Origin of the sequence: Devosia oryziradicis, assembly GCF_016698645.1 — a bacterium.
In the GTDB taxonomy this organism is placed as follows: Bacteria; Pseudomonadota; Alphaproteobacteria; order Rhizobiales; family Devosiaceae; genus Devosia; species Devosia oryziradicis.
In genome coordinates this window covers 1,139,122-1,159,774 of record NZ_CP068047.1, presented here as the reverse complement: position 1 = coordinate 1,159,774, position 20,653 = coordinate 1,139,122, and the positions used below count along the sequence as shown (strand labels likewise).

General features: G+C 64.7%; 18 protein-coding genes. 13 read left to right on the top strand and 5 right to left on the bottom strand.

The window, feature by feature from the left end:
• The first annotated feature begins 34 nt into the window (after nt 1-34).
• The 6 genes from JI749_RS05800 to JI749_RS05775 all read left to right on the top strand — a co-directional run bounded on the left by JI749_RS05800 (nt 35) and on the right by JI749_RS05775 (nt 5,226).
• The gene (locus tag JI749_RS05800) at nt 35-1,036 is read left to right on the top strand and encodes an ABC transporter ATP-binding protein (protein ID WP_201660609.1); all 1,002 of its coding nucleotides are present in this window, start codon (nt 35-37) and stop codon (nt 1,034-1,036) included.
• Complete coding sequence (locus tag JI749_RS05795) at nt 1,033-1,827, top strand: ABC transporter permease (RefSeq protein ID WP_201660605.1); 795 nt, start codon at nt 1,033-1,035, stop codon at nt 1,825-1,827. The genes JI749_RS05800 and JI749_RS05795 overlap by 4 nt, the downstream gene beginning before the upstream one ends.
• Nucleotide 1,828: 1 nt before the next feature.
• Nucleotides 1,829-2,629, top strand: a complete 801-nt coding sequence (locus JI749_RS05790) for an ABC transporter permease (protein WP_201660602.1) — start codon at nt 1,829-1,831, stop codon at nt 2,627-2,629.
• Between the two features lie 99 nt (nt 2,630-2,728).
• Nucleotides 2,729-4,270, top strand: coding sequence for a tryptophan halogenase family protein (locus JI749_RS05785; RefSeq protein WP_201660599.1), 1,542 nt, complete (start codon nt 2,729-2,731; stop codon nt 4,268-4,270).
• Between the two features lie 59 nt (nt 4,271-4,329).
• Nucleotides 4,330-4,638 (top strand): hypothetical protein, encoded by a 309-nt coding sequence (locus JI749_RS05780; RefSeq protein WP_201660596.1) that lies wholly within the window; start codon nt 4,330-4,332, stop codon nt 4,636-4,638.
• A 102-nt stretch (nt 4,639-4,740) separates the two neighbouring features.
• A complete protein-coding gene (locus JI749_RS05775) occupies nt 4,741-5,226 on the top strand; it encodes a response regulator transcription factor (RefSeq protein WP_201660593.1) in 486 nt (161 codons plus the stop codon).
• Here the strand turns inward: JI749_RS05775 and JI749_RS05770 are convergent.
• Together JI749_RS05770 and JI749_RS05765 are read right to left on the bottom strand one after the other, a co-directional pair.
• On the bottom strand, nt 5,223-6,332 hold the full coding sequence (locus tag JI749_RS05770) for a glycosyltransferase (protein ID WP_201660590.1): 1,110 nt from the start codon (nt 6,330-6,332) through the stop codon (nt 5,223-5,225). The genes JI749_RS05775 and JI749_RS05770 overlap by 4 nt on opposite strands.
• A gap of 5 nt (nt 6,333-6,337) precedes the next feature.
• Nucleotides 6,338-7,852, bottom strand: a complete 1,515-nt coding sequence (locus tag JI749_RS05765) for a GumC family protein (protein ID WP_201660586.1) — start codon at nt 7,850-7,852, stop codon at nt 6,338-6,340.
• A gap of 127 nt (nt 7,853-7,979) precedes the next feature.
• Here JI749_RS05765 and JI749_RS05760 point away from each other — a divergent pair, with 127 nt between their 5' ends.
• Nucleotides 7,980-9,263, top strand: a complete 1,284-nt coding sequence (locus tag JI749_RS05760; protein WP_233280882.1) for a VpsF family polysaccharide biosynthesis protein — start codon at nt 7,980-7,982, stop codon at nt 9,261-9,263.
• Here JI749_RS05760 and JI749_RS05755 read toward each other — a convergent pair.
• Nucleotides 9,260-10,480 (bottom strand): glucosamine inositolphosphorylceramide transferase family protein, encoded by a 1,221-nt coding sequence (locus tag JI749_RS05755; protein WP_201660582.1) that lies wholly within the window; start codon nt 10,478-10,480, stop codon nt 9,260-9,262. The genes JI749_RS05760 and JI749_RS05755 overlap by 4 nt on opposite strands.
• A gap of 414 nt (nt 10,481-10,894) precedes the next feature.
• On the opposite strand from JI749_RS05755, the gene wecB reads away from it, so the two are divergent.
• Genes wecB through JI749_RS05740 form a run of 3 tightly spaced genes read left to right on the top strand, consistent with a single transcriptional unit; the run spans nt 10,895 to nt 14,164 of the window.
• On the top strand, nt 10,895-12,046 hold the full coding sequence (wecB, locus tag JI749_RS05750; RefSeq protein ID WP_201660579.1) for a non-hydrolyzing UDP-N-acetylglucosamine 2-epimerase: 1,152 nt from the start codon (nt 10,895-10,897) through the stop codon (nt 12,044-12,046).
• Complete coding sequence (gene wecC, locus JI749_RS05745; protein WP_201660575.1) at nt 12,039-13,376, top strand: UDP-N-acetyl-D-mannosamine dehydrogenase; 1,338 nt, start codon at nt 12,039-12,041, stop codon at nt 13,374-13,376. The genes wecB and wecC overlap by 8 nt, the downstream gene beginning before the upstream one ends.
• Before the next feature lie 2 nt (nt 13,377-13,378).
• The gene (locus JI749_RS05740; RefSeq protein ID WP_201660572.1) at nt 13,379-14,164 is read left to right on the top strand and encodes a WecB/TagA/CpsF family glycosyltransferase; all 786 of its coding nucleotides are present in this window, start codon (nt 13,379-13,381) and stop codon (nt 14,162-14,164) included.
• Between the two features lie 10 nt (nt 14,165-14,174).
• Here JI749_RS05740 and JI749_RS05735 read toward each other — a convergent pair whose 3' ends face one another.
• Entirely contained in the window at nt 14,175-15,614 is a 1,440-nt protein-coding gene (locus JI749_RS05735) for a lipopolysaccharide biosynthesis protein (RefSeq protein ID WP_201660569.1), read from the bottom strand.
• 169 nt (nt 15,615-15,783) lie between these two features.
• Between JI749_RS05735 and JI749_RS05730 the strand changes: the two genes are divergently transcribed.
• The 3 genes from JI749_RS05730 to JI749_RS05720 all read left to right on the top strand — a co-directional run bounded on the left by JI749_RS05730 (nt 15,784) and on the right by JI749_RS05720 (nt 19,391).
• Nucleotides 15,784-16,872, top strand: a complete 1,089-nt coding sequence (locus JI749_RS05730) for a glycosyltransferase family 4 protein (RefSeq protein ID WP_201660566.1) — start codon at nt 15,784-15,786, stop codon at nt 16,870-16,872.
• A gap of 97 nt (nt 16,873-16,969) precedes the next feature.
• Complete coding sequence (locus tag JI749_RS05725; RefSeq protein ID WP_201660564.1) at nt 16,970-17,950, top strand: lipid II:glycine glycyltransferase FemX; 981 nt, start codon at nt 16,970-16,972, stop codon at nt 17,948-17,950.
• A 22-nt stretch (nt 17,951-17,972) separates the two neighbouring features.
• Nucleotides 17,973-19,391, top strand: coding sequence for a phenylacetate--CoA ligase family protein (locus JI749_RS05720; RefSeq protein WP_201660561.1), 1,419 nt, complete (start codon nt 17,973-17,975; stop codon nt 19,389-19,391).
• Here JI749_RS05720 and JI749_RS05715 read toward each other — a convergent pair.
• On the bottom strand, nt 19,385-20,635 hold the full coding sequence (locus JI749_RS05715; protein WP_201660557.1) for a glycoside hydrolase family 5 protein: 1,251 nt from the start codon (nt 20,633-20,635) through the stop codon (nt 19,385-19,387). The genes JI749_RS05720 and JI749_RS05715 overlap by 7 nt on opposite strands.
• Between the last annotated feature and the right edge of the window lie 18 nt (nt 20,636-20,653).

The window sequence follows — 20,653 nt, the reverse complement described above, 5'->3', positions numbered from 1 at the left end:
ATCGCGCTAGTGTTTGGCGCGAGGGAGCCAGCACATGACAGCGTTGATCCAGGCCCGGGGCGTATCCAAGCGCTTCCGGCAGCATAAGCGTTTTCCCGGTTTTTTCGGCGCCCTCAAGACTCTGGTGACGTCCGAATATACCGAAGTCGCGGCCGTCACCGACGTCAGTTTCGATGTCGGGCCAGGCGAGGCGGTGGGCTATCTGGGCCCCAATGGCGCCGGCAAATCAACCATGATCAAGATGATGACCGGCATTCTGGTGCCGTCATCGGGCACCCTCTCGGTGCTCGGCCGCACGCCGCATGAGCAGCGCCTGGCCAATGCGCGCGAAATCGGGGTCGTCTTCGGCCAGCGTAGCCAGCTCTGGTGGGATTTGCCCGTTATCGACAGCTTCACGCTGCACCAGCGCATCTACGACATCCCCGCTGCGCGCTATGCCGACAACCTCAAGCGCTTCAGCGAACTGCTCGACCTGACGCCTTTCCTCGACCGCGCCGTGCGCCAGCTGAGCCTGGGCCAGCGCATGCGTGCCGAGATCGTGATGTCGCTGCTGCACGATCCCAAAATCCTGTTCCTCGACGAACCCACCATCGGGCTGGACGTCGTGGCCAAGGACGCCGTGCGGAAATTCCTCGCCGAGATCAACCGCGAGCGCGGCGTCTCGATCATTCTCACCACCCATGACCTGCAGGATATCGAGACCATCTGCCCACGCCTGGTCATGGTCGACCAGAGCAAGCTGATCTTCGACGGCGAGCTCGGCAACCTGCGCGCTGCGCTCGGCTCGTCGCGCCGCCTCATGCTCGAATTTGCCACCGATCCAGGCCCCCTCGAACTCACCACGGCAAAGCTCACCGCCGACGAAGGCCTGCGCAAGCACTACCTGCTCGACCGCGAAGATGTATCGTTGATCCATGTGCTGGGCGAGATCGGCGGCGATCGTGGCCTCAAGGACATCGCGCTCGAAGAGCCGGGCATCGAAGAGGTCATCCGCACCTTCTATCAGGGCCGCAACGCGGCCCTTGCCGCGCCATGAGCGCCTATCTCGCCTTCGCCCAGAGCGCCTTCCAGACCCAGCTCGCCTATCGCAACGAGGTTTGGGCCAACCTGTTCGGTAAGCTGGTCCAGGTCTTCGCCCGCGTCGCCATCTGGCTGGCCGTCTATGCCGGCGCCTCGACCATCGGCGACGTCACCCTGCAGCAGATGGTGACCTATGCCCTGCTTGGCGGCGTCATCACCGGCGCCATCCGCTACGAACTCATCATCAGCAGCATCGGCAACGCCCTCAAGACCGGCGACGTGGCGGTATGGCTGCTCAAGCCGGTCAGCTTTCCGCTCTATGTGATCGTCAGCGAATTGGGTCGCGCCGTGTTTCGCCTCGTCTTCCTCGTCATGCCGACGGTGGCGGTTGTTGCCCTGGTCTATGGCATGCTACCGCCCGCGTCGCTTTTCGACGGCGCCATGTTCGTGGCCTACCTACTGCTGGGCTACGCCATCACCTGCCTGCTCTCGGCGCTATTCGGGCTGCTTGCGTTCTGGCTTCTCACCTCCTTCTCGCTCGAATGGCTGATGCAGGCCATTCTCAACCTGCTCTCGGGCAGCCTCATTCCCTTCTGGTTCTTCCCGCAGCCCTTCGGCGTCATCGCCGAACACCTGCCCTTCGCCTGGATCGTCTACTACCCAGCCGCAGTGTGGCTCGGACGCTTCGACCCAACCCAGACCCTGCTCTACTTCGGCATCGGCCTGGTTTGGGCCGGCCTGCTTGCCCTCGCGGTCGCCGCACTCTGGCGCCTGGCGTCGACCCGCATCGTCGTGCAGGGAGGCTGAGATGAAGCCGCACTTCTCCGTCCTGCTGCACCTGGTGCTCATGCATATCCGCGCCGAAATGGAATACCGCGCCGCATTCTGGATCGACCGGGTGGCGCAGATCATTACCTATGGCAGCTCCTTCGCCATGATCTGGATCATCGCCGAGCGCTTCGGCGGCATTGCCGGCTGGAACTGGGCCGACCTGGCATTGCTGTTCGCCTTTCACCTGATGGGTTATTCGGCCGGCGCGTCCATGAGCTTTACCCAGATGCGTCAGCTCGAGGAAGCCATTCGCCTTGGCACGCTCGATACCATCCTCACCAAGCCCATCAGCCCATGGGCCTACATGATCTTCTCCGGCTTCAACATCGGCTATGCCGGCCATGCCATCCTGGGTGTAGCGCTGATGATCTTGGCCATCGCCAATGTCGAGATGCAATGGTCCCTGCCCGCCGTCGCCTACTTCGCGGCCAGCCTGGTCAGCGCAGCCATGGTCACTGGAGCGCTTCTCACAGCCATCGGCGCGACAGCGCTGATCTGGACCCGGTCCAACCATCTCTATTCGCTCTATTTCGGCTTCTGGGAACTGTCGCGCTACCCGCTCAATATCTTCCCGGTTGCCATCCAGGGCATGATGCTGACCGTGCTGCCGCTGGGCTTCATGGCGGCGGTGCCCGTCGCCGTGCTCCTGGGCAAGCCCCTGCCGTTCCTGGGTGATTGGGCCGGGCTGGCCGCGCTCCTGGCCGGGCCGGTATTCGTTTCGATCACCGCGCTCTATTGGCGTTACGCCATGAGCAAATATCAGGGCGCGGGCGGCTAGCGGAAAATCCGCATAGATTTTCGGCTTTCTAAGAATTTCGGGCCGCATCTTGCCCGCCAAATCGGCGCCCCATAGCTTCCTTGGCGGAGGAGACTATTCATGACCCGGCAATCCCATTTCGTGGTCGTCGGCGGGGGCACCGCCGGCTGGATCGCGGCTTTCATCATTCAGGACGCGGCACGCCGCAAGGGCATAGACGCCCGCATATCGGTGATCGAGCCCTCCTCCATCCCCACCGTCGGGGTCGGCGAAGCCACAACCGCCGCCTTCCGCGTGCTGCTCAAGCATTTCGGCATCGACGAGTTCGAATTCTTCCGCAAGACCGAGGCGACGTTCAAGCTGGGCATCCGCCATGAGGACTGGCGCCGCAAGGGTTTCACCTATTATGGCCCGATCGACGACCCTCACCAGGTCATCCAGCCGCCACCGGGCGCGCCGTCCGACTACCTCAATGTCTATGCGGTCGCTGCCGGGCGGCCGATCACGGACATGCATCTGTTCGGCCCACTGCTCGAACAGAAGAAGGCCCCCTATGCTCGCAAGGCCGATGGCTCGCTGATCCCCCTCGGCCCCTTCCACCATGCCTACCATTTCGACCAAGCCAAGGTCGGCCGCTTCTTTGCCAGCAAGTCCAAGGGTGTCGAGATCATCGACGCGGTGGTCTCGGGCGTCCATCGCCACCCCGAGAGCGGCGACATCACTGCCCTCGAACTCGACAACGGCCAGAAGCTCGAAGCCGACTTCTTCATCGACGCGACCGGGTTCAGAAAGCAACTCATCGTCAAGGAAATGCAGGCGCCCTGGATTTCCTATGCGCATGAACTGCCGGTCAACCGCGCCTTGCCCTTCTGGCTCGATATCAAGCCCGGCGAGGAAATCGCCAACTATACCCGCGCCTGGGCGCAGGACAGCGGCTGGATGTGGCAGATCCCGACCCAGTTCCGCTATGGCTGCGGCTATGTCTATTCCGACGAGTTCTGCACGCCCGAACAGGCCAAGGCAGAGGTCGAGCGTGTGCTGGGGCGAGAGATCGAGGTGCGCAGCGACATCCGCTTCCAGATCGGCCGTCTGGAAAGGGCCTGGGTCGGCAACGTGCTGGCGGTGGGCCTGAGTTCGAGCTTCCTCGAGCCGCTCGAATCCACCTCCATCCATGGCACCATCGTCCAGATGATGCTGTTTGCCGACCGGCACCTCAAGCATGCCGCCGACATGACCGCTGCCGATCGTGACGACTACAACGGTCGTGTCGGCCGCCAGGTCGACGACTTCCGCACCTTCGTCAACACCCACTACCTGGTCGAGCGCGACGACACCCCGTTCTGGCGCGAAGTCCGCGCCAACCGCATCCATCCCGAAACCAAGCAGCGGCTCGAATACTGGAAACACCACATGCCGCGGCATGAGCATTTCCCCGAGAACCTGTTCGGCCTGCCCCATATCCAGACGCAGTTGCACTATCCGGTACTGGCGGGCCTGGGCTTGCTCGACCAGAACCTGGCGCGCAAGGAAATGGACGCCGATCCCAAGCTGCGCCAGTTCGCCCGCGAGACCTATGACAGCCTGGTCCGGGAATATCGCGCCGCGTCCCGCCAGGCACTCGGCCATGCCGAGTTTCTCCAGGCTGTCCGCGACATGGGCTGATCGCAACGCGATCGGCTCTGGGACGTTTCCGAAGCGCAACCCGCTGAGGAGGACCCGTCATGAACACTGCCAACCTGCAAATCGAGGGGCTGCTCATGGCGGTAGCGGCCGTCAACAAGGCGCTCGTTGCCAAGGGCGTGCTGGCGCCCGAGGAACTGGATCGCGCCCTGGCGATCTGCGAGCAGACTGCCCTCGGCGACGACCGGTTGGTCGAAGAGCTGTCGCCCGCTAACCGCGACGCGGTGCTGTTCCCCATCCGCCTGTTGCGCCTCGCAAACAACATGGCCGGCGATGACGGCCTGCCGCCCTTTGCCGAACTGGCTCGGACCGTGGGCGAAACCAAGCCTCCCTACAATGACCAGCTCTGATGCGGCCGTGGTTAAGCATTTTGTCAGTTTGCGGCCCACTTCCGCTATCGACGATGTTAAGACTTCATTCATCTTGATGAGGACGAGAGGTCCCGATTTTTCATGACGTCTCGCGTCCATTCCATCGCCATTCTCGCAGCCAATCCGGCCTTCAGCTCCATCCTGGCCGACATGCTGCAGGCCGAGCGCGGTCACCGGGTGCCATGCTTCACCGAAGTCGAAGCATTGACCACATTCATGGTCATTTCGCCGGTCGATATCGTGCTGCTCGACGCTGACGCCGAAGGTGGGCGCGAACTCGCGCAGCAGTTGCGCCACCAGCCTCGGCTCGCCAATCCCTTCGTGCAGATCGTCGCCCTGACCCGCGCCAACCCGGCATTCCACCGCCCGTTGCTGGCGGCTGGGGCCGATCTGGTGCTCCCGAAGCCGGTCGCACCAGCCCGCTTGCTCGCGGCCGTCGATGGACTGCTGATCGGCGAACAGCGCTCGGTCGTCAACTGGGTTGGTCCGGCCCTTTCGGCACCGACCGAAACCCGCCCCTTGTCGACCGACAATGTGGTGCAGCTCTTCCCGCGTCGGCAGGACTAATCCAACAACGCCTCGTAACGGTCGGCAATGAGGTCGACGCCGAAGTCCGACGCGCGGGCCCACAACAGCTCGGGTGCGACGGGGTTATCGAGCGTCCGCGCGATGGCAGCTGCCAGCGCATCGACATCGCCGACGGGCGTCAGGACGCCGAACCGGCCATTGTCGAGAATCTCGCGCGGCCCATGCGGTGCATCGGTGGAGACGACCGGAACGCCCTCGGCCATGGCCTCGATCAGCACATTGCCGAAGCCTTCGCTGGTCGAGGACAGCACGAACAGATCCGCCGCCCGATAACAGGCCTGGGGATCGTTGACGTAACCGGGCAGCAGCACACTCTGCCCGACCCCGAGCGCCTCAGCCTGCGCGCGCAGTTCTGCTTCCAGCGGACCCTCGCCGAAAATCACCAGCCGCGCCGGCCGCTGGCTGCGCAGCTTGGCAAACGCGGCAATGAGCGTGCGGTGATCCTTGACCGGAACGAGCCGGCCGGCGGTCGCGACGACCGGGCCGTCGCCCATCGCGGCAATATCGGCCTGCCAGGGATAGCTTGCGGCGACCGGCACGAGTTTTGTCGGCAAGGGGTTGTTGATGACCACGACCTGCGACGAGGGAAAGCCGCGCGCCTCTAGGTCGCGGCCAACACCCTGCGATACGGCAATGGCCCGGCTCGCACGGGACCGCACCAGCCGCGACAGCACAATGGCGAGCTTGGCGCCGACATCGCTGGATGGGAGGCCCGCGGCCGCGTGGAAGCTGGGAAAGAACCGCGCCTTGCTGCCCGATAGCGACAGCGCGATCGCCATGGCGAGATTGGCAAATTCCGGTGCTGCAAACACCGCATCCGGCTTCCGTTCGGCAAAGAACCGGGCACTGCGGGCAATGCCCTTCAATGTCCCCGGCTTGCCATAGCCCTCGCCATGGATCGGCAGCCCCAGGCTGACCAGCTCGACATCGTCTGCCACCAGCTGCGCGTTGGGGCCTTCGGCATTCCAGGTGAACAGCGTCACCGCATGCCCGCGCGCCGCCAAAGCATTGGCCATGAGGGTGAAGACGCGTTCAGCGCCACCACCCCGCAGGCTCGCCGTGTGGAAGACGACGCGTTTACCCACTGCGGCTATCGCGCATCCCGCGGGACGGGCGGCCGGCGCATGTCGCGCCAGATGCCGACGGCAACGGCCACCATCATGCCCAGCGCCAAGCCGGCAAAGGCACCCATGCCGATGACCAGCACCGTCCGCGGTGGCCACGAGCGACCGGCCGGCGGCACGGCCGTCGAAATGACGCGCACATTGGTGGTGTCGATCTGCTCGCGCTCGGTGATCTGGCGTGCCCGCGACAGGAAGCTCTCATAGATTGCGGTCTTGGACGCCGCGTCGCGTTCCAGTTCGCGCAACTGCACCTGCAGGTCATTGTCGGTGAAGACCGCGCTGGTGAGGTTCGCCGTTTGGGCCGTCAGCGCCGCCAGGTTGGCCTGCGCCTCGTCGAGCGCGGTCTTGGCCGCGGCGACAGCCCGGTCCACTTCCGAGGCGATCTGGGTCTGCACGGCGCCCAGTTCGGCGTTGAGGCCGACAATGGTCGGGTGGCGCGGGCCAAGGGTCATCGACTGCGCCAGCAGCTGCTGCTGCAGCGCACCGGCGCGGTCGCGCAGGGCCTGTAGGCTCGTCGTGTTGCCGACCGACGGATTGGCGTCGCTTCCAGCCGCAACCAGTGAATCGTAGTTGGTTTGCGCGGCGATCAACTTGGCCTGGGCGTCGACCACCTGCGTGTTGAGCGCGCTCATGGTCTGCGTGCTGACCAGCTGGCCATCGCTCGATGCCGCCAGGTTGTTCTCGCGGCGGAATTGCTCCACGCGCTCCTCGGCAGCCTGGACATCGGCCTTGAGTTCATCGAGCCGGCTGTCGAGCGAGGCGGCAGCGCGCGACGCGCCATCGGCTTCCGCCTCCGCCAATTCGCCGCGGAACGCCTCGACGATGCCGTCGGAGATGGCGATGGCCTTGCCGGTATCTTCCGCCGAAACCTGAAGGCTCGCGACGAAGGACTTTTCGTCAGCCTTGGTGGAGACCCGCTCGCTGAGCGCACGCAGGGCCGTCACCTCAGGGTCATCCTCGCTTTCGCTCGCCGCCCCGCCGAAGGGCAGGGCGAAGAGCGGCGCCGAGCGGTCGACGAATTCGGGATCGTCGACAAGGTTGAGATCCTGGACCACGCGGGCCAGCACGTTGCGCGACGTCAGGACCCGCAGCTTGCTGCCGGCGATCAACAACTGGCTGTCCACCTGCCCCGGCTGGGAAAACAGGTCACCCTCGACCACCTGCAGGTTGGACGGATCGATCATGATGTCGGTGGTGACGGTGTAGCGCGGCTTGCTGAGCACGGCATAGGCGCCGCCAGCTACCGCGCCCGTGCCCGCCAGCACGGTGGAGAGCAGCAGGCCATTGCGCAGCCAGACGAACAGGCGCCCGAAATCGAGCTCCAGGAAATCGCCGATCTTGTCGAGCGTGACGGTTGTGGGACCGGCGGCCGCCTGGCCGCTGTTGGCCGGCGCCGATGGGGTCCATGCCGGCTCGCTCCCGAGCCGCGCATAGGCGCGGGATCCGGAGCGGTGTGGGTTCGGAGAAGCGATGTCAACCATGGCGTTAACGCCTCATTTTCCAAAGTGGCCTAGTGTTAAGACCTTATACAGCATGCCTGCCGGGTCGCTTCCGGAATGACCTTTCTTGGTTAAACTGCCCGCCGGCACCCGGATTTCAGGTGGAAACGTGAGCTATTCGGCCGTGGGCCCCGACCCCTCCGAGCCTGCCGCAGGCCGCCGGCGGAACGCGCTGACGCTGCTGCTCGTGCTCGGCATGGCTGTGGCCCTGGCCCTGCGTATCATCATCTCGCCCATGATGATGGAACGCGTAGTGGCTTATTCCGCCGAAGGCGGCGCCTTCTACGAGAAGCTGCATTTCGGCACCTATCTCATGTTCGCGATGCTGGCCCTCACCCTCTTCAGCAGGCCGTTCCGGTTGCAGGGTGAAGAGATCGACCGCTTCAAGGCTTTGCTTTGGTTTTGCCTGGCCATGATCGCCTTGGTGGCGGTCTTGTTCGCCCTGGGCCGCCCCGGTGCGTCGGTGTTCCTCATCGACACCTATCTCTGTGCCGGCGCCGCGGGCCTGAGTGTCCTGGCACTAGGCCCCGACGCGCGGCGCGTCCTCGCCGAATTCGTGCTGGCCATCCTGATCCTGAGCGCCGTGATCGGCATCGGTGAGGCGCTGACCGAGACGCGCCTGCTGCCCTATGACCTGGTCGAACTGACATTCCGACCCCTCGGGCTTTCCGAACACCCGCTCGCCCTGGGCGCGCTCTGTGCCACCGCCATCGGCTTTGTCGCGCTGACGCGCTGGCGCATCTGGGTGCGCCTGCTGGCCATCTTCGTCCTTTTTATCGGCTGTGCTGCCTCCGGCGCTCGCTTTGCCCTGCTTTTGTCGGTCGCCGAAATCCTGGTGCTGTTGCTGTTTCTTCCCTGGCCCCGGCTGTCGCGGCGCCACGCGCGGCGGGCCAAGGCCGTGGTGCTGCTGCTGACGCTGGTCGGCGGCACGATCATGGTCGCCCTGCTGGCTGGCGGCGGCCTGTTGAGCCGCTTCAGCGAGACGCTGTTCGACGAGAACTTCTACGCCCGGCTCACCGTCTACCAGGTCTTTTCCATGGTGGGCTGGAAGGAACTGCTGTTGGGCATGCCCCCCGCCGACCTGCTCGCCATGGTCAACAAGGAACTGGGCCTGCCCTTCATCGAAAGCGCCCAGGTGGTGATCGGGCTGACCTTCGGCATCCCGCTGGCGCTGGTTTTCACCTGGGTCTTCGGCTGGATCATGCTGCGGCTGCTGCGCGGCGCGCCGCTCGCGGCCTGGATCGGCACGGCGACCTTCCTGCTCGCCGCCTTGTCCAACAATACGCTGTCGGGCAAGCAGCCGATCATGACGATCGTCTTCGTGCTGCTGCTGGCTTTCGGTACGCCCCGGCAGGCCTTCGGCATGCCGCGACAGAACCGCCAGGCTGATTAGCCGGCGCTGTCCACCACCTCGACTCCACCGGCCCGGTTAAGCGTGTGGATGCCCTTGCGCTTCCATGCCGAGCCGGCGCGGATCGGCGCTGGCGCGGAAAGCATCACCGCCTCATCGTCGACGCGCAGCAACTCGGCCAGCCCCAGCCCACCGCCGTAGCTCCGCGAACCATCCTGCACCGGCAGGAAGGTTCGCCCATCCCGCTCGATGAAGGCGCCGCCAGGCCGGGTGCCGAAGCGATCGATGGCGATGGGGTTGAGCCTGTGCGGCGACCAGGGACCGCGCAGGTCCGGCGCCGAGAACACCACCAGGGTATCGGACGCGCTGCCCGATCCGCGCCGCTCGGTGCCGAACAGCCAGAACCGCCCGTCCCGCTGCAGCAGGGTGGCGTCATTGATGTCGATATCATCGAGCAGCACGGTGTGGACTTCCCACCGGTCGGGAAATGCGGCGGCGCGATAGAGCACCAGCCGCCGCGCCCCACCGCTTTCGGGGAGCATGAACATGGTCCCGTCGTGACTGAACACCTGCGGATAGGAGAGATGGTAGGGCTCTTCCAGCACCACCTTTGGCACGCCGAAGCGGCCATCGGGCCCGAGCCTGGCGACCGAAATCACCCCCTTGGCGGTGGCATAGGGATATTCCTCGACGAAGAGAAAGCACTCCCCGTCGCGCTCGACTACGAACGGGTCTGCGTAAAAGCGCGCGCCGTCATCCTCCAGCACTGCGAACGGCGCGCCGTCCAGCGCGGCGCGTTCGGCGACACCCGCGTCTTCGCCGATGCGGTACGCCGTCTGCCAGTAGAACGGCCGCCCCCTGCTCAACTTGTGCCGAAGCCGATCCAGCAGGCCCGTGGCCAGTTGCGGGAAGTAGTGACGCAGAAACCCTGCCGTGGCCGGCTCCGCCACCGGCGTATCGATAGGCGTCAGCGCGCCCGCAAAGAAGCGGGCGACGCTGTGCTCGACCAGTGAAATCGCACCGGCCAGGACATCGTTGCCAATTCGCGTCAGCCACAGCCTGTCCGAGATCATTGGCCGCGCGATGCCCACGGTGTCGTGGCCCACAACAGTTGTGATGACCGGCAGCGAACCCGTCGCCAGCATATGCCTTAGGCCATTGATAAACTGGCGATGGCCATCAAAGCGCAGCGCGAGCGTCGGGATGTCCCCCTCTTCGGGTTGGCCCGACAGGTCGATCAGCAGGTGCGGCTTGTCCAAGGGCTCCGCCGGCGGTGCATCGACCAGATGGGCGAGACCTTTGCCAAAGCGCCTGGCCTCGATTGCCAACATCCAGTCAGGCCGATGCAGGGGGCGAGCAGAGGTTGCGCGGTGTTGTACTCCGACGCGATAGCCTGCCGCCCGTAGACGCTGCAACAGCTCGACCTGCCACATCCGAACCGCGAGCGGGTCGAAAATGATTACAATTTTATTCAAATTGTTCGAAGTAATCGCGGCCATGCCCGTCAGATGCAGAGTATTTGGACGGTTATCAAGGGGAAGACCGCCAACAGGGTGAACGCCGCAAAAGTTAACTATGTGTTAATAGTTCACACACAACTGGGCCTCGGCGGCGTTATAGAAGGAGCACGGTGATTGCGTCGGTCGCCGTAGCTTTGCGGCAAGGACTACCCCATGAACTTCATTTCGCAACCCTATCGGAACAAGAAGAAGCTCCTGATCGTGTTCGGTACGCGTCCGGAGGCTCTCAAGTGCTTCCCGATTGCGCGTGCCGCTCTCGAGAACCCCCATCTGGTCACGGAAATCTGCGTCACGGCGCAGCACCGGGAAATGGTCGACTCCGTCATCAGCTTGACCGGGATGCCGGTGGACTACGATCTCAACGCCATGCAGCCCGGCCAGACCCTGTTCGACGTGACCTCCAAGGTCCTCACGGGGATGGAAAAGGTGCTCGAACAGTCAAAGCCCGATATCGTCATGGTACAGGGCGACACGACCACGGCCATGACCGCCGCCCTGGCCGCCTTCTACAAGCGCATCCCGGTCGCCCATGTCGAAGCCGGCCTGCGCAGTCACAACATCGACTCCCCTTTCCCCGAGGAACTCAATCGCCGCATCGCCGGCGACATCGCCACCTGGCACTTCGCGCCGACCGCCGAGGCCCGCGATAACCTGCTCGCCGAAGGCAAGGATCCGAGCCGCATCTTCGTCACCGGCAATACGGTGATCGATACCCTGCTCTACTTCTCGGATCGCGTGGATACCGACCTGTCGCTCAACGCCACACTGGCCTCACGCTTCCCCTTCCTCGACGAAGGCAAGAAGCTGCTGCTGGTGACCGGCCATCGCCGCGAGAACCATGGCGACGGCATCGAACGCATCTGCACCGCGCTCAAGGTACTTGCCACCCGCGGCGATGTGCAGATCGTCTATCCGGTTCATCCCAATCCGCAGGTGCGCAGCGTCGTCGAGGCACAGCTGGCCGATGTTCCCAACATCTTCCTGATCGATCCCCAGGACTACCTGCCCTTCCTCTATCTGCAAAAGCACAGCTACCTGGTGTTGACCGATAGTGGCGGTGTGCAGGAGGAAGCGCCTTCCCTGGGCAAGCCCGTGCTGGTGCTGCGCGAGAATACCGAGCGCCCCGAGGGCGTGGCCGGCGGCACTGCGCGCCTGGTCGGCACCGATATCGACCTGATTGTTTCGAACGCAACCCGACTGCTCGACGATCCCACCGCCTATCGCGGCATGGCCGAGCGGCACAACCCATATGGCGACGGCCGGGCCAGTGCCCGTATTCTGAAGGAGCTGCTGCGCGATGTCTGAGATTCGTACCGTTTCCGTGATCGGCATGGGCTATATCGGCCTGCCCACCTGCGCCATCTTTGCCAAGAGCGGCATCGACGTCCTGGGCGTCGACGTCAATGAAGACGTCGTCGCCAAGGTCAATCGTGGCGAGATTCATATCGTGGAGCCCGAGCTCGACGGCCTCATCCAGAAGATGGTCGAGACCGGCAAGCTCACCGCCTATACGACCCCGCAGCCCGCCGATGCCCATATCATCGCCGTGCCGACGCCGTTCATGAGCGAGCACGACCACACGCCGGACCTCAGCTACGTCATGGCCGCCGCACGCAGCTTGGCTCCCGTGCTCAAGCGCGGCGACCTGGTGGTGCTCGAATCCACCTCCCCGGTCGGCACGACCCGCAACATGACGATGCTGCTGGCCGAATTGCGCCCCGATCTGCGCTTCCCGCATCTGCATGGTGAAGACGCCGACGTGCTGGTCGCCTATTCGCCAGAGCGCGTGCTGCCGGGCAAGGTTCTGACCGAACTGGTCGACAACGATCGCTCCATCGGTGGTCTGTCCAAGGCTTCGGCCCAGCGCGCCGTTGCCCTCTACACCACCTTTGTGGCGGGCGATCTTTACATCACCAGCGCCGAAAGCGCCGAACTGGTCAAGTTGACCGAAAACGCCTTTCGCGACGTCAATATCGGTTTTGCCAACGAGCTGGCGGCCGTGTGCCAGCAGTTGGGCCTCAATGCCTGGGAAGTGATCGAGCTTGCCAACAAGCACCCGCGCGTCAACATCTTGAGCCCCGGACCAGGCGTGGGCGGGCATTGCATTGCCGTCGACCCCTATTTCATCATCGAAGCGGCGCCCGACAGCACGCACATCATGAAGGCGGCTCGCCAGATCAACTCGGACCGCCCCTATAGCGTTGTCCGCGATGTCGAAATGCTGCTCGATCCGAACAAGCACCAGACCATTGCCTGCCTGGGCCTAAGCTTCAAGGCCAACATCGACGACATGCGCGAGAGCCCGGCCGTCGACGTGGTGCGCCTGCTGTCCGAATTGCGCGATGTCCGCATTCTTGCGGCCGAGCCGCATGCCAAGGGCCTACCCAAGTCACTGCAGGGTCTCGGCGTGGAATTCACCGACCCGCTGACCGCCATCGACAAGGCCGATATCGTCGTGCTGCTGGTGGATCACCGCCACTTCAACCTGATCGACCCCGACGCGCTCAAGGACAAGAAACTGGTCGATACGCGTGGCCTTTGGACCTGGCGCAAGGCGCGTCGCACCGATGCGCGCATTGAGGGCCGCAACAGCCTGACGCGTCCCCGCCGGCGCAGCACCGACCGGGCGGCCTGATCATGGCCAGCACCGCTTGGGCTGAACACGCCTTGTTGGTGCAGCGCCGCCGGGAATTCCTCGGCGCCCCCATGCACGCACTCAGCATGGCCGAAACCATCGGACTGGCGGATGAGTCCATGCGGACCCGCCAGCCCCTGCTCCACACGGTCGTCAACGTCGCCAAGCTTGTGACGATGCGCAACAACGCCGAGTTGCGCGAGGACGTCGCCACCGCCGATGTCATCAATGTCGATGGCATTGGAGTGCTCTGGGGCGCCCGCCTGCTCGGCGTCGATATCGACGAACGCGTGGCGGGCGTCGACGTGATGACCGAAATCTTTGCGCTCTGCGCCGACAAGGGCTATCGCCCCTTCCTGCTGGGCGCCGAGCAGCATGTCCTCGATGCCATGGTGGTCGAACTGGCCCGGCGCTATCCGCGCCTGGTCGTCGCCGGTACGCAGCACGGCTATTTTGCTCCCGAGCAGGAAGGCGATGTCATCGCTGCAATCAATGCCTCGGGCGCCGATTGCCTGTTCGTGGCTTTGCCCACTCCCCGCAAGGAGCGTTTCCTCAAGCGCTATCGCAACGAGCTCCAGCCCAGCTTCGTGATGGGCGTCGGCGGCAGCTTCGACGTCTTTGCCGGCAAGGTGGCCCGGGCCCCTGCTCTGGTGCAGCGGCTTGGCCTTGAATGGCTGTTCCGCGTGGCACAGGAACCACGCCGCCTGTGGCGTCGCTACTACGACACCAACACCGCCTATGCGGCCCTGCTCTGGCAGGCCTACCGCAGCCGCGGCACGTCACACTAAGGGCAGCGCTCTAGGCGCTGCGCAACCGGTTCCGCAACCGCATCGTCAACGCCCTGGTCTCATTGGGATGGACCAGGGCGTTGAGCGCAAGAAACGCAGCGCCGCCAGCCGCACCACCGGCGATCAGCCCGACCAGAGCCGGCGCTTGTCTCAAGCCTCCACCGGCCAACGCAGCCGCCACGCCCGTTGCAGCCGCAATGCCGAGCGAAACAGCGATATCCCGCCAGGGTACCGGCACCGGCGTCAGCCTTTCACTGATGATTATGCAAGCCGCCAGGCTCGCCAGCGTGCCTCCGGCCAGGGCCAGGGCCGCGCCGGTCTCCGCCATGCTGGGGATCAGCAGCACCGACAAGCCGATCGTGCCGATCGACCCCGCACCATTGGCCAGCACCAGCAGCCAAGGCTTTTTGTGCGCATGCACCACGGCCCCATAGACGAAGCTCGTGAGGTTGGCGCAGAGCACCGAAACCGCGATTATGCCGAAGAGCTGGTCGACATGGCCATGATAGTCAGGCGGCAGGACCACCGCCGTGATATAGGGGCCCAGCGCAACCAGCAGCGCGGCTACCGGCAGGCACAGGCGCAACATCAGCGCCATCAGTCGCGACACGAGCGCCGTCGCCGCGGCCGGCCCCTCGGCGTCGAACTTGCCGACCACTTCTGGGAATGCGCCCATATTGATGGCATTGGCCACCATGTCGATCGGTTGCCGCGCCAGCGCGTATGCCGCCGCAAAGATCGCCACCGCGCCGGCATCGTAATAACCATTGAGGAACAGCCGCTCGGCATTGTTGAGCCCGAAGCCGACCAGCGCCATCACCACCAGCGGCACACCGAAAGCAAAGAATTCGCGCTGGGTGAACCGCGCCGGGCCAACGACCACCTTGCGCCACGCCAGCGCCCCCCCGACCAATCCGGCGATCAGCACGCCGAGGCTCGAGCCCAGCGAGATCGACAGAAACGTGCCCGGCACCAGCAGGATCGCCACCACCGGCAGGACAATCTGCAGGCCGGCCCGCAGGAATTCGAGCATGCTGTAGGTCGAATGGCGCTGCTGCATCTGCAGCACCGTCAGCGCGAACCGCCCCACCGCTCCCGCAACGAGATAGGCGCCGACGGCCAGGGCGAAATCCAGCCAGCGGTCGGGGGCGACCAGGGTGGAAGCGGCGGCCGAGGCCACCAGCGCCACCATGGTCGACAGCACCAGCACCCGGCCCGCCAGCAACAGGCTGCCGCGACTGACCTCGCCCTTGCCACCCAAGCGCAGCAGCGCGATGCGCAGCCAGTTGGTCACGGCGACATCGGTCATTTCGCCTATGGTGACAACCAGGGTCAGCAGGCCATATTCGGTCTGGTCCACCAGTCGGGTGGCAATGGCCAGCAGCAACAGCGCCGACAGGCGCGTCAGCAGGATCGCGGGCGCGTAGATGAGCGTAGATCGTAAAAGCAAGACGCGTTCCGCCATCATTGAATGCCTTGCCATACCGCCCGCGCGCGCGCAGGCCCAGCACTATTCGGGCACAGCGTGAATGCAGACAATTTGAACGAAAAGTCCAGGCGTAAACCCTGTCTTGATCCTTTGCTTTCGCCCGTGACCGGCTTGGGCTAGCAAAGCCGGTATGTTGCAGCGCTCCTCCGCCCTCCAGGTCATGGTCGCCACACCCTCGGCTACCGCCGGACAGGGTGGCGTCGACCGCGTCATGGCCACTCTCAAGCACCAGTTGGAACAGGAGGGGCGCTCAGATATCCAGGCTCGCTTCCTGCCCAGCCGCGGGCCCGGCTCGGTCTGGCTCTCGCCCTTCTACGCCCTCGGTTTCTGCCTGCGCATGATTGCCGCCCGCCTGCGCGGCAAGGTCGACGTAGTCCATATCAACCTCTCGAGCTTCGGCAGCACCTATCGCAAGCTGGTCATTGCCAGTTGCGCCCGCGCGCTCGTCATCCCTTATGTGCTCCACCTGCACGGCGCCGAGTACCAGGCCTTCTGGCATGAGGATGCGGGCCTGTTGGGCATGTGCATCCGCCAGATGTTCGAGCATGCTAACCAGGTGATCGTGCTGGGCCAGGTGTGGCGCGACTTCATCGCCCGCCGCGCCCCCGGCGCCGCCAACAAGATCACCATCATCCCCAACGCGACCGCTGCGCCGACACTGCCGCACCAGGGCGGTGGCAACAGTGTCCATATCCTCTTCCTCGGCCGCATCGGCGATCGCAAGGGCGTGCCGCAGCTGGGTGAAGCCCTGCACCGCATACGCGACATGCCCGGATGGCGGGCCACCATTGCCGGCGATGGCGCCGTTGACGCCGCGCGCGCCAAGGCCGTCGAACTGGGCCTGGCCGACCGCGTATCCATTCCCGGCTGGGTCGGCCCCGACACCGTCGCCCAGCTGATTGCCTCTGCCGATATCCTGGTCCTGCCGTCCTTCGCCGAAAACCTGCCCGTTTCGGTGATCGAAGGCATGGCGGCCGGCCTCGCCGTGGTCGCCACTCCAGTCGGCGCCGTCGAGGACATCATCGTGGATGGCGAGACCGGCCTGCTGGTGCCCCCTGGCGATGTCGATGCCCTTACGCAAGCGTTGACCCGGCTGGTTGAAACGCCAGAATTGCGCAGCCGCCTGGGCAGTAATGCGATGGCCGTGCATCGCGATCGGCTAGACTTGGCGCCGTTCGCCAAGGCAATCCGCGACGTCTGGCTGAGCGCCTCACGTTAAGCCTAAGGCCAATCGTCTATACCCGTCGATTTGCTATCTCTCTATAGTGACGCCATATTTTGTATATCGCGCGTGATTTTTGGAGATTGCCGGGCCGATGACTATTGGTGTTTCTGAGCCGCAGGTCGCAGCAGCGCGGCAGCGCGTTGCGACTTCGGCCGGTGCCATTGCCGTCGTCCCCATTCTCGATCAGGACACGTGGAATGCACTCGTCGACCGAGCCGTCGAGCCCCACCTTCCCCAGAGCTATGCCTATGGCGAGGGCAAGCGTGCCAAGGGCTGGCACGTCGAACGTGTCGCGTTCCAGCGCGGCCTCCGCACCCTGGCTATCGCCACGGTCCTGGTGCGCCGCATCTTGGGCATCCGGGTTCTCGCCCGCATCAACCGCGGCCCGCTTCCGCTCGAGGCGCTTTCGCCATCGGAGCTAACCGATATCTATGCCGCCATCCGCCGTCGCTGGCGCGGTCCGCTGCTGATCGCGCCCGCGCTGCCACACGGACCCGACAGTTCGAGCGTCCTGACTGAGGCCGGCTTTCGGCTGCGCCACGCCCGAGGCTGGATGTCCGGCCGTATCGACCTGGCCCGGACGCAGGAGCAGCTTTGGGCTGGCCTGGGTTCCGGCTTCCGCAACCGCGTGCGGCAGGGCGACAAGGCCAATCCCGACGTGCGTGTCGCCACCGACGCCGTTACCTATGACTGGCTGCTCGATCGCCACGTCGAGAACATGCGCGACAAGGGCTTTTCCGCCGCCGACCCGGTGTTGCTGCGGGCCTTGCGCGAAACGCGGCCCGAGGATGTCCTGGTGTTCCAGCTCATCCACCAGGGCCAGGCGGTGGCCGGCATGTCTGTCGTGCGGTTCGGCAATTGCGCCGAATACCACATCGGCTGGTTCGGCGCTGAAGGGCGCCGGCTCAATGCCGGGAACATCCTGATGTGGGAGGTGATCAAGAACCTCCAGCAACGGGGCGTCAGCCAGTTCGATGTCGGCGGCCTCAAGCCCGGCGATGGCTATACCCAGTTCAAGCGCACCATGCGGCCCATCGAGTTCCGGCTCGCTGGCGAGTGGATGAGCCTCTGATGGCGGTTCGTCGGGGGGAGACATGAGCTGGCTGGACCGCGCCCGCGGCGCCTATGTGCGAAGTCCGTCCTTCGTGCGTCGCACGCTGCGCCCGCTGATCGGCCTCATTCCGTCCAAGCTCAAGTTCGGTCGCAGCTACCAGCGCTGGCGTCGCGACATTGCACGGGCGTCGCAGGACCATGCCTATGCGTCTGAGCGGCACCTGGCATCGCTGCGCGCCCTGCTGGCAAAGGCGCACCATGGCAGTCCCTTCTACCGGAAATTGATCGAAACCGCCTTCGGCGACGGTTTTGACCCCGGCACCTTTTCGCTGGACGACCTGCGCCGCCTGCCCATCCTCGACAAGGCCGCCTTGCGCGCTGCGGGCGAAACCGCGCTCGCCGAACCCAGGGGCCGGCTGGACTGGACCGAGACCAGTGGCTCCAATGCCGAAGCACCCTTCGGCTTCTTTCTCGACAAGGATCGCAGCGCCCGCGAAATGGCCTTTGTCTATGACGTCTGGTCGCGCATCGGCTTTTCCGAGAGCGACGCGCGCGTTTGCCTGCGTGGTTTCGGCCTCGATCCGGAGGGCCTCAATATCCACGACTGGGATCCCGCAATGCGGGAATTGCAACTCTCCGTCTTTCCCATGACCACAAAAGACGCTGCGCTGTATCTCGATCTGATCGACGCGCGCGGCGTCCAGTTCATATACGGCTACGCCTCGGCCATCGAGCTGTTCTGCCGGCAGATGCAAACGCTGGGGCGCATTCCCAAGCGCCCCATCAAGGGCATCATGCCCATCTCCGAACCCATCTACGACCATCAGCGCCAGATGATCGCCGAGACGCTGGGCAATCCGCCCTTTGCCTGCTTCTACGGCCTCAGCGAAAAGGTGTTGTTCGCTGCCGAGGTCGCCGACGCGCCGGGCACCTACGAGTTCGACCCGCTCTATGGTCTGGCCGAACTCGTCGATGCCAAGGGCAATCCCGTTACCGAGATCGGTCGCGAGGGTCGGCTCGTCGGCACGGGGTTCCTGTCAACCGGCATGCCGTTCATCCGCTACGAAACCGGCGACTTTGCCCGCCTGGTGCAATTGCCGACGGCGGAAAACGGCCAGAGAATGCGCGTCTCCGACCTGACGCCACGCCGCAAGCCGAACTTCCTGATCGCCCATGACGGCACGAGGGTCGTGACGACCGACCTGACCCCGGCCGAGGGGCGTGTGCTCAAGGGCATTGCAGAGTTCCAGTTCTACCAGGACCAGCCGGGCGAGGTTGTCCTGCGCTACGTGCTTGCCCCGGATGGCAGCGTGGAGGATGCCAAGCGCATCGCGAGCGAACTGGGGCAGCGCTGCCACAACCGGCTGACCTTTCAGGTGCAGCAGGTCAAGCGCATCGCCGCCGGTCGCAACGGCAAGCGTGCCTTTATCGACCAACGGCTCGATATCGTCCGCTATTGAGCGGGTATGAGCCCCAGCACAGCGAGCAGGTCAGTGTCCGGCACGGCGCGGCCGTCAGGCACGATGACGGACATGCCATATGGGTTTGAATATTCCCAGATCGACCAGGGGAAGCCGAATTTCTCGGCCTCAGCTCTGACAGCCGCCAGATAGCGCAGGCGGTCCGGGTTGAAGGCCCCCATGCGACCATCCGGCGTCATGAGGATGGCGCCGAACTCCCCCATGAACAGGCGCTGGGGAGCGACGTCGTGTGCCTCCGCCCAAGCGACGGCCTCGCCGATGCGGGCCTCGAGCTGGGGCTGACCCCAGTCCTGGGCAAAATACTCCGCTACCACGCCCTGCAGTTCGACGATGGTTCGTGCCTGCCGTCCCATGTCGATCCCGGCGGCATCCATATGCGCCCGCAGGGCAGCGATCGCCTGCTCGGGGCTCCCCTCCGAAGCCGGCCATGGCAGGCCGGAGGCAAAGCCGTCCGGATCGTCGGAGCGCTGATGGGTAAAGCTGTGCGGCTCGTACATGTGAAAGCTGTAGAGCAGGTTCGGATCGTCAAAATCGGGCTTGAGATCGGTCAGCCCGGTAATGCTGCCGCCACAGGCGCCGGTAGCGACCACCGTCAGGTCCGCGCTGACGGCGCGGATATCGGCGACGGTATCGGCCATGATCGTCTGCCAGTCTTCGGTGCCGCTGGCGTCGCAGGGATAATAGGCAGGTTCGTTATAGGGCTCGATTGCCACGTCCCCGACGCCCACTGCGACCAGCATCTGCGCCACCTCGACGACCATGGCCCGATACGCGGCGACGCCGGCGCTGTCGGCGCCGCCATAGATCATGTCCATGCCGTATTGGGGTACCTGGCTGACGCCATGGAGGTTGAACACCACCTTGAGGCCTGCCGCGGTCACCTTGCGGACCGCGGCTTCCAGCACATCGAGCGCCTCCCGGCGCTCGGCGCCCTCGCTTGCCGCCAGAGGACCGGGATCGACACTGAGCCGGATGAAGTCGAACCCCATCGCCCGAATGCGGGTGAACTGATCTCCATCGGGCCAATCCTCGAGCGGACGTGCGCCGGCAAGCCACTCGGCCTCGTCGCGATAGGGCGGCCAGCGATAGCTCCCATCCGCGTTGAGCGGCGACCAGTTGAGCCAATCATGCACGCCGACGCCGCGCCTGAGCGCAATGGGTTCCGCAAAAGCCGCGCTGGTCAATGCGAGACAGGCAGTAGCAACGCAGGCCAGACGCTTCATGGCAATACTCCGATCGAC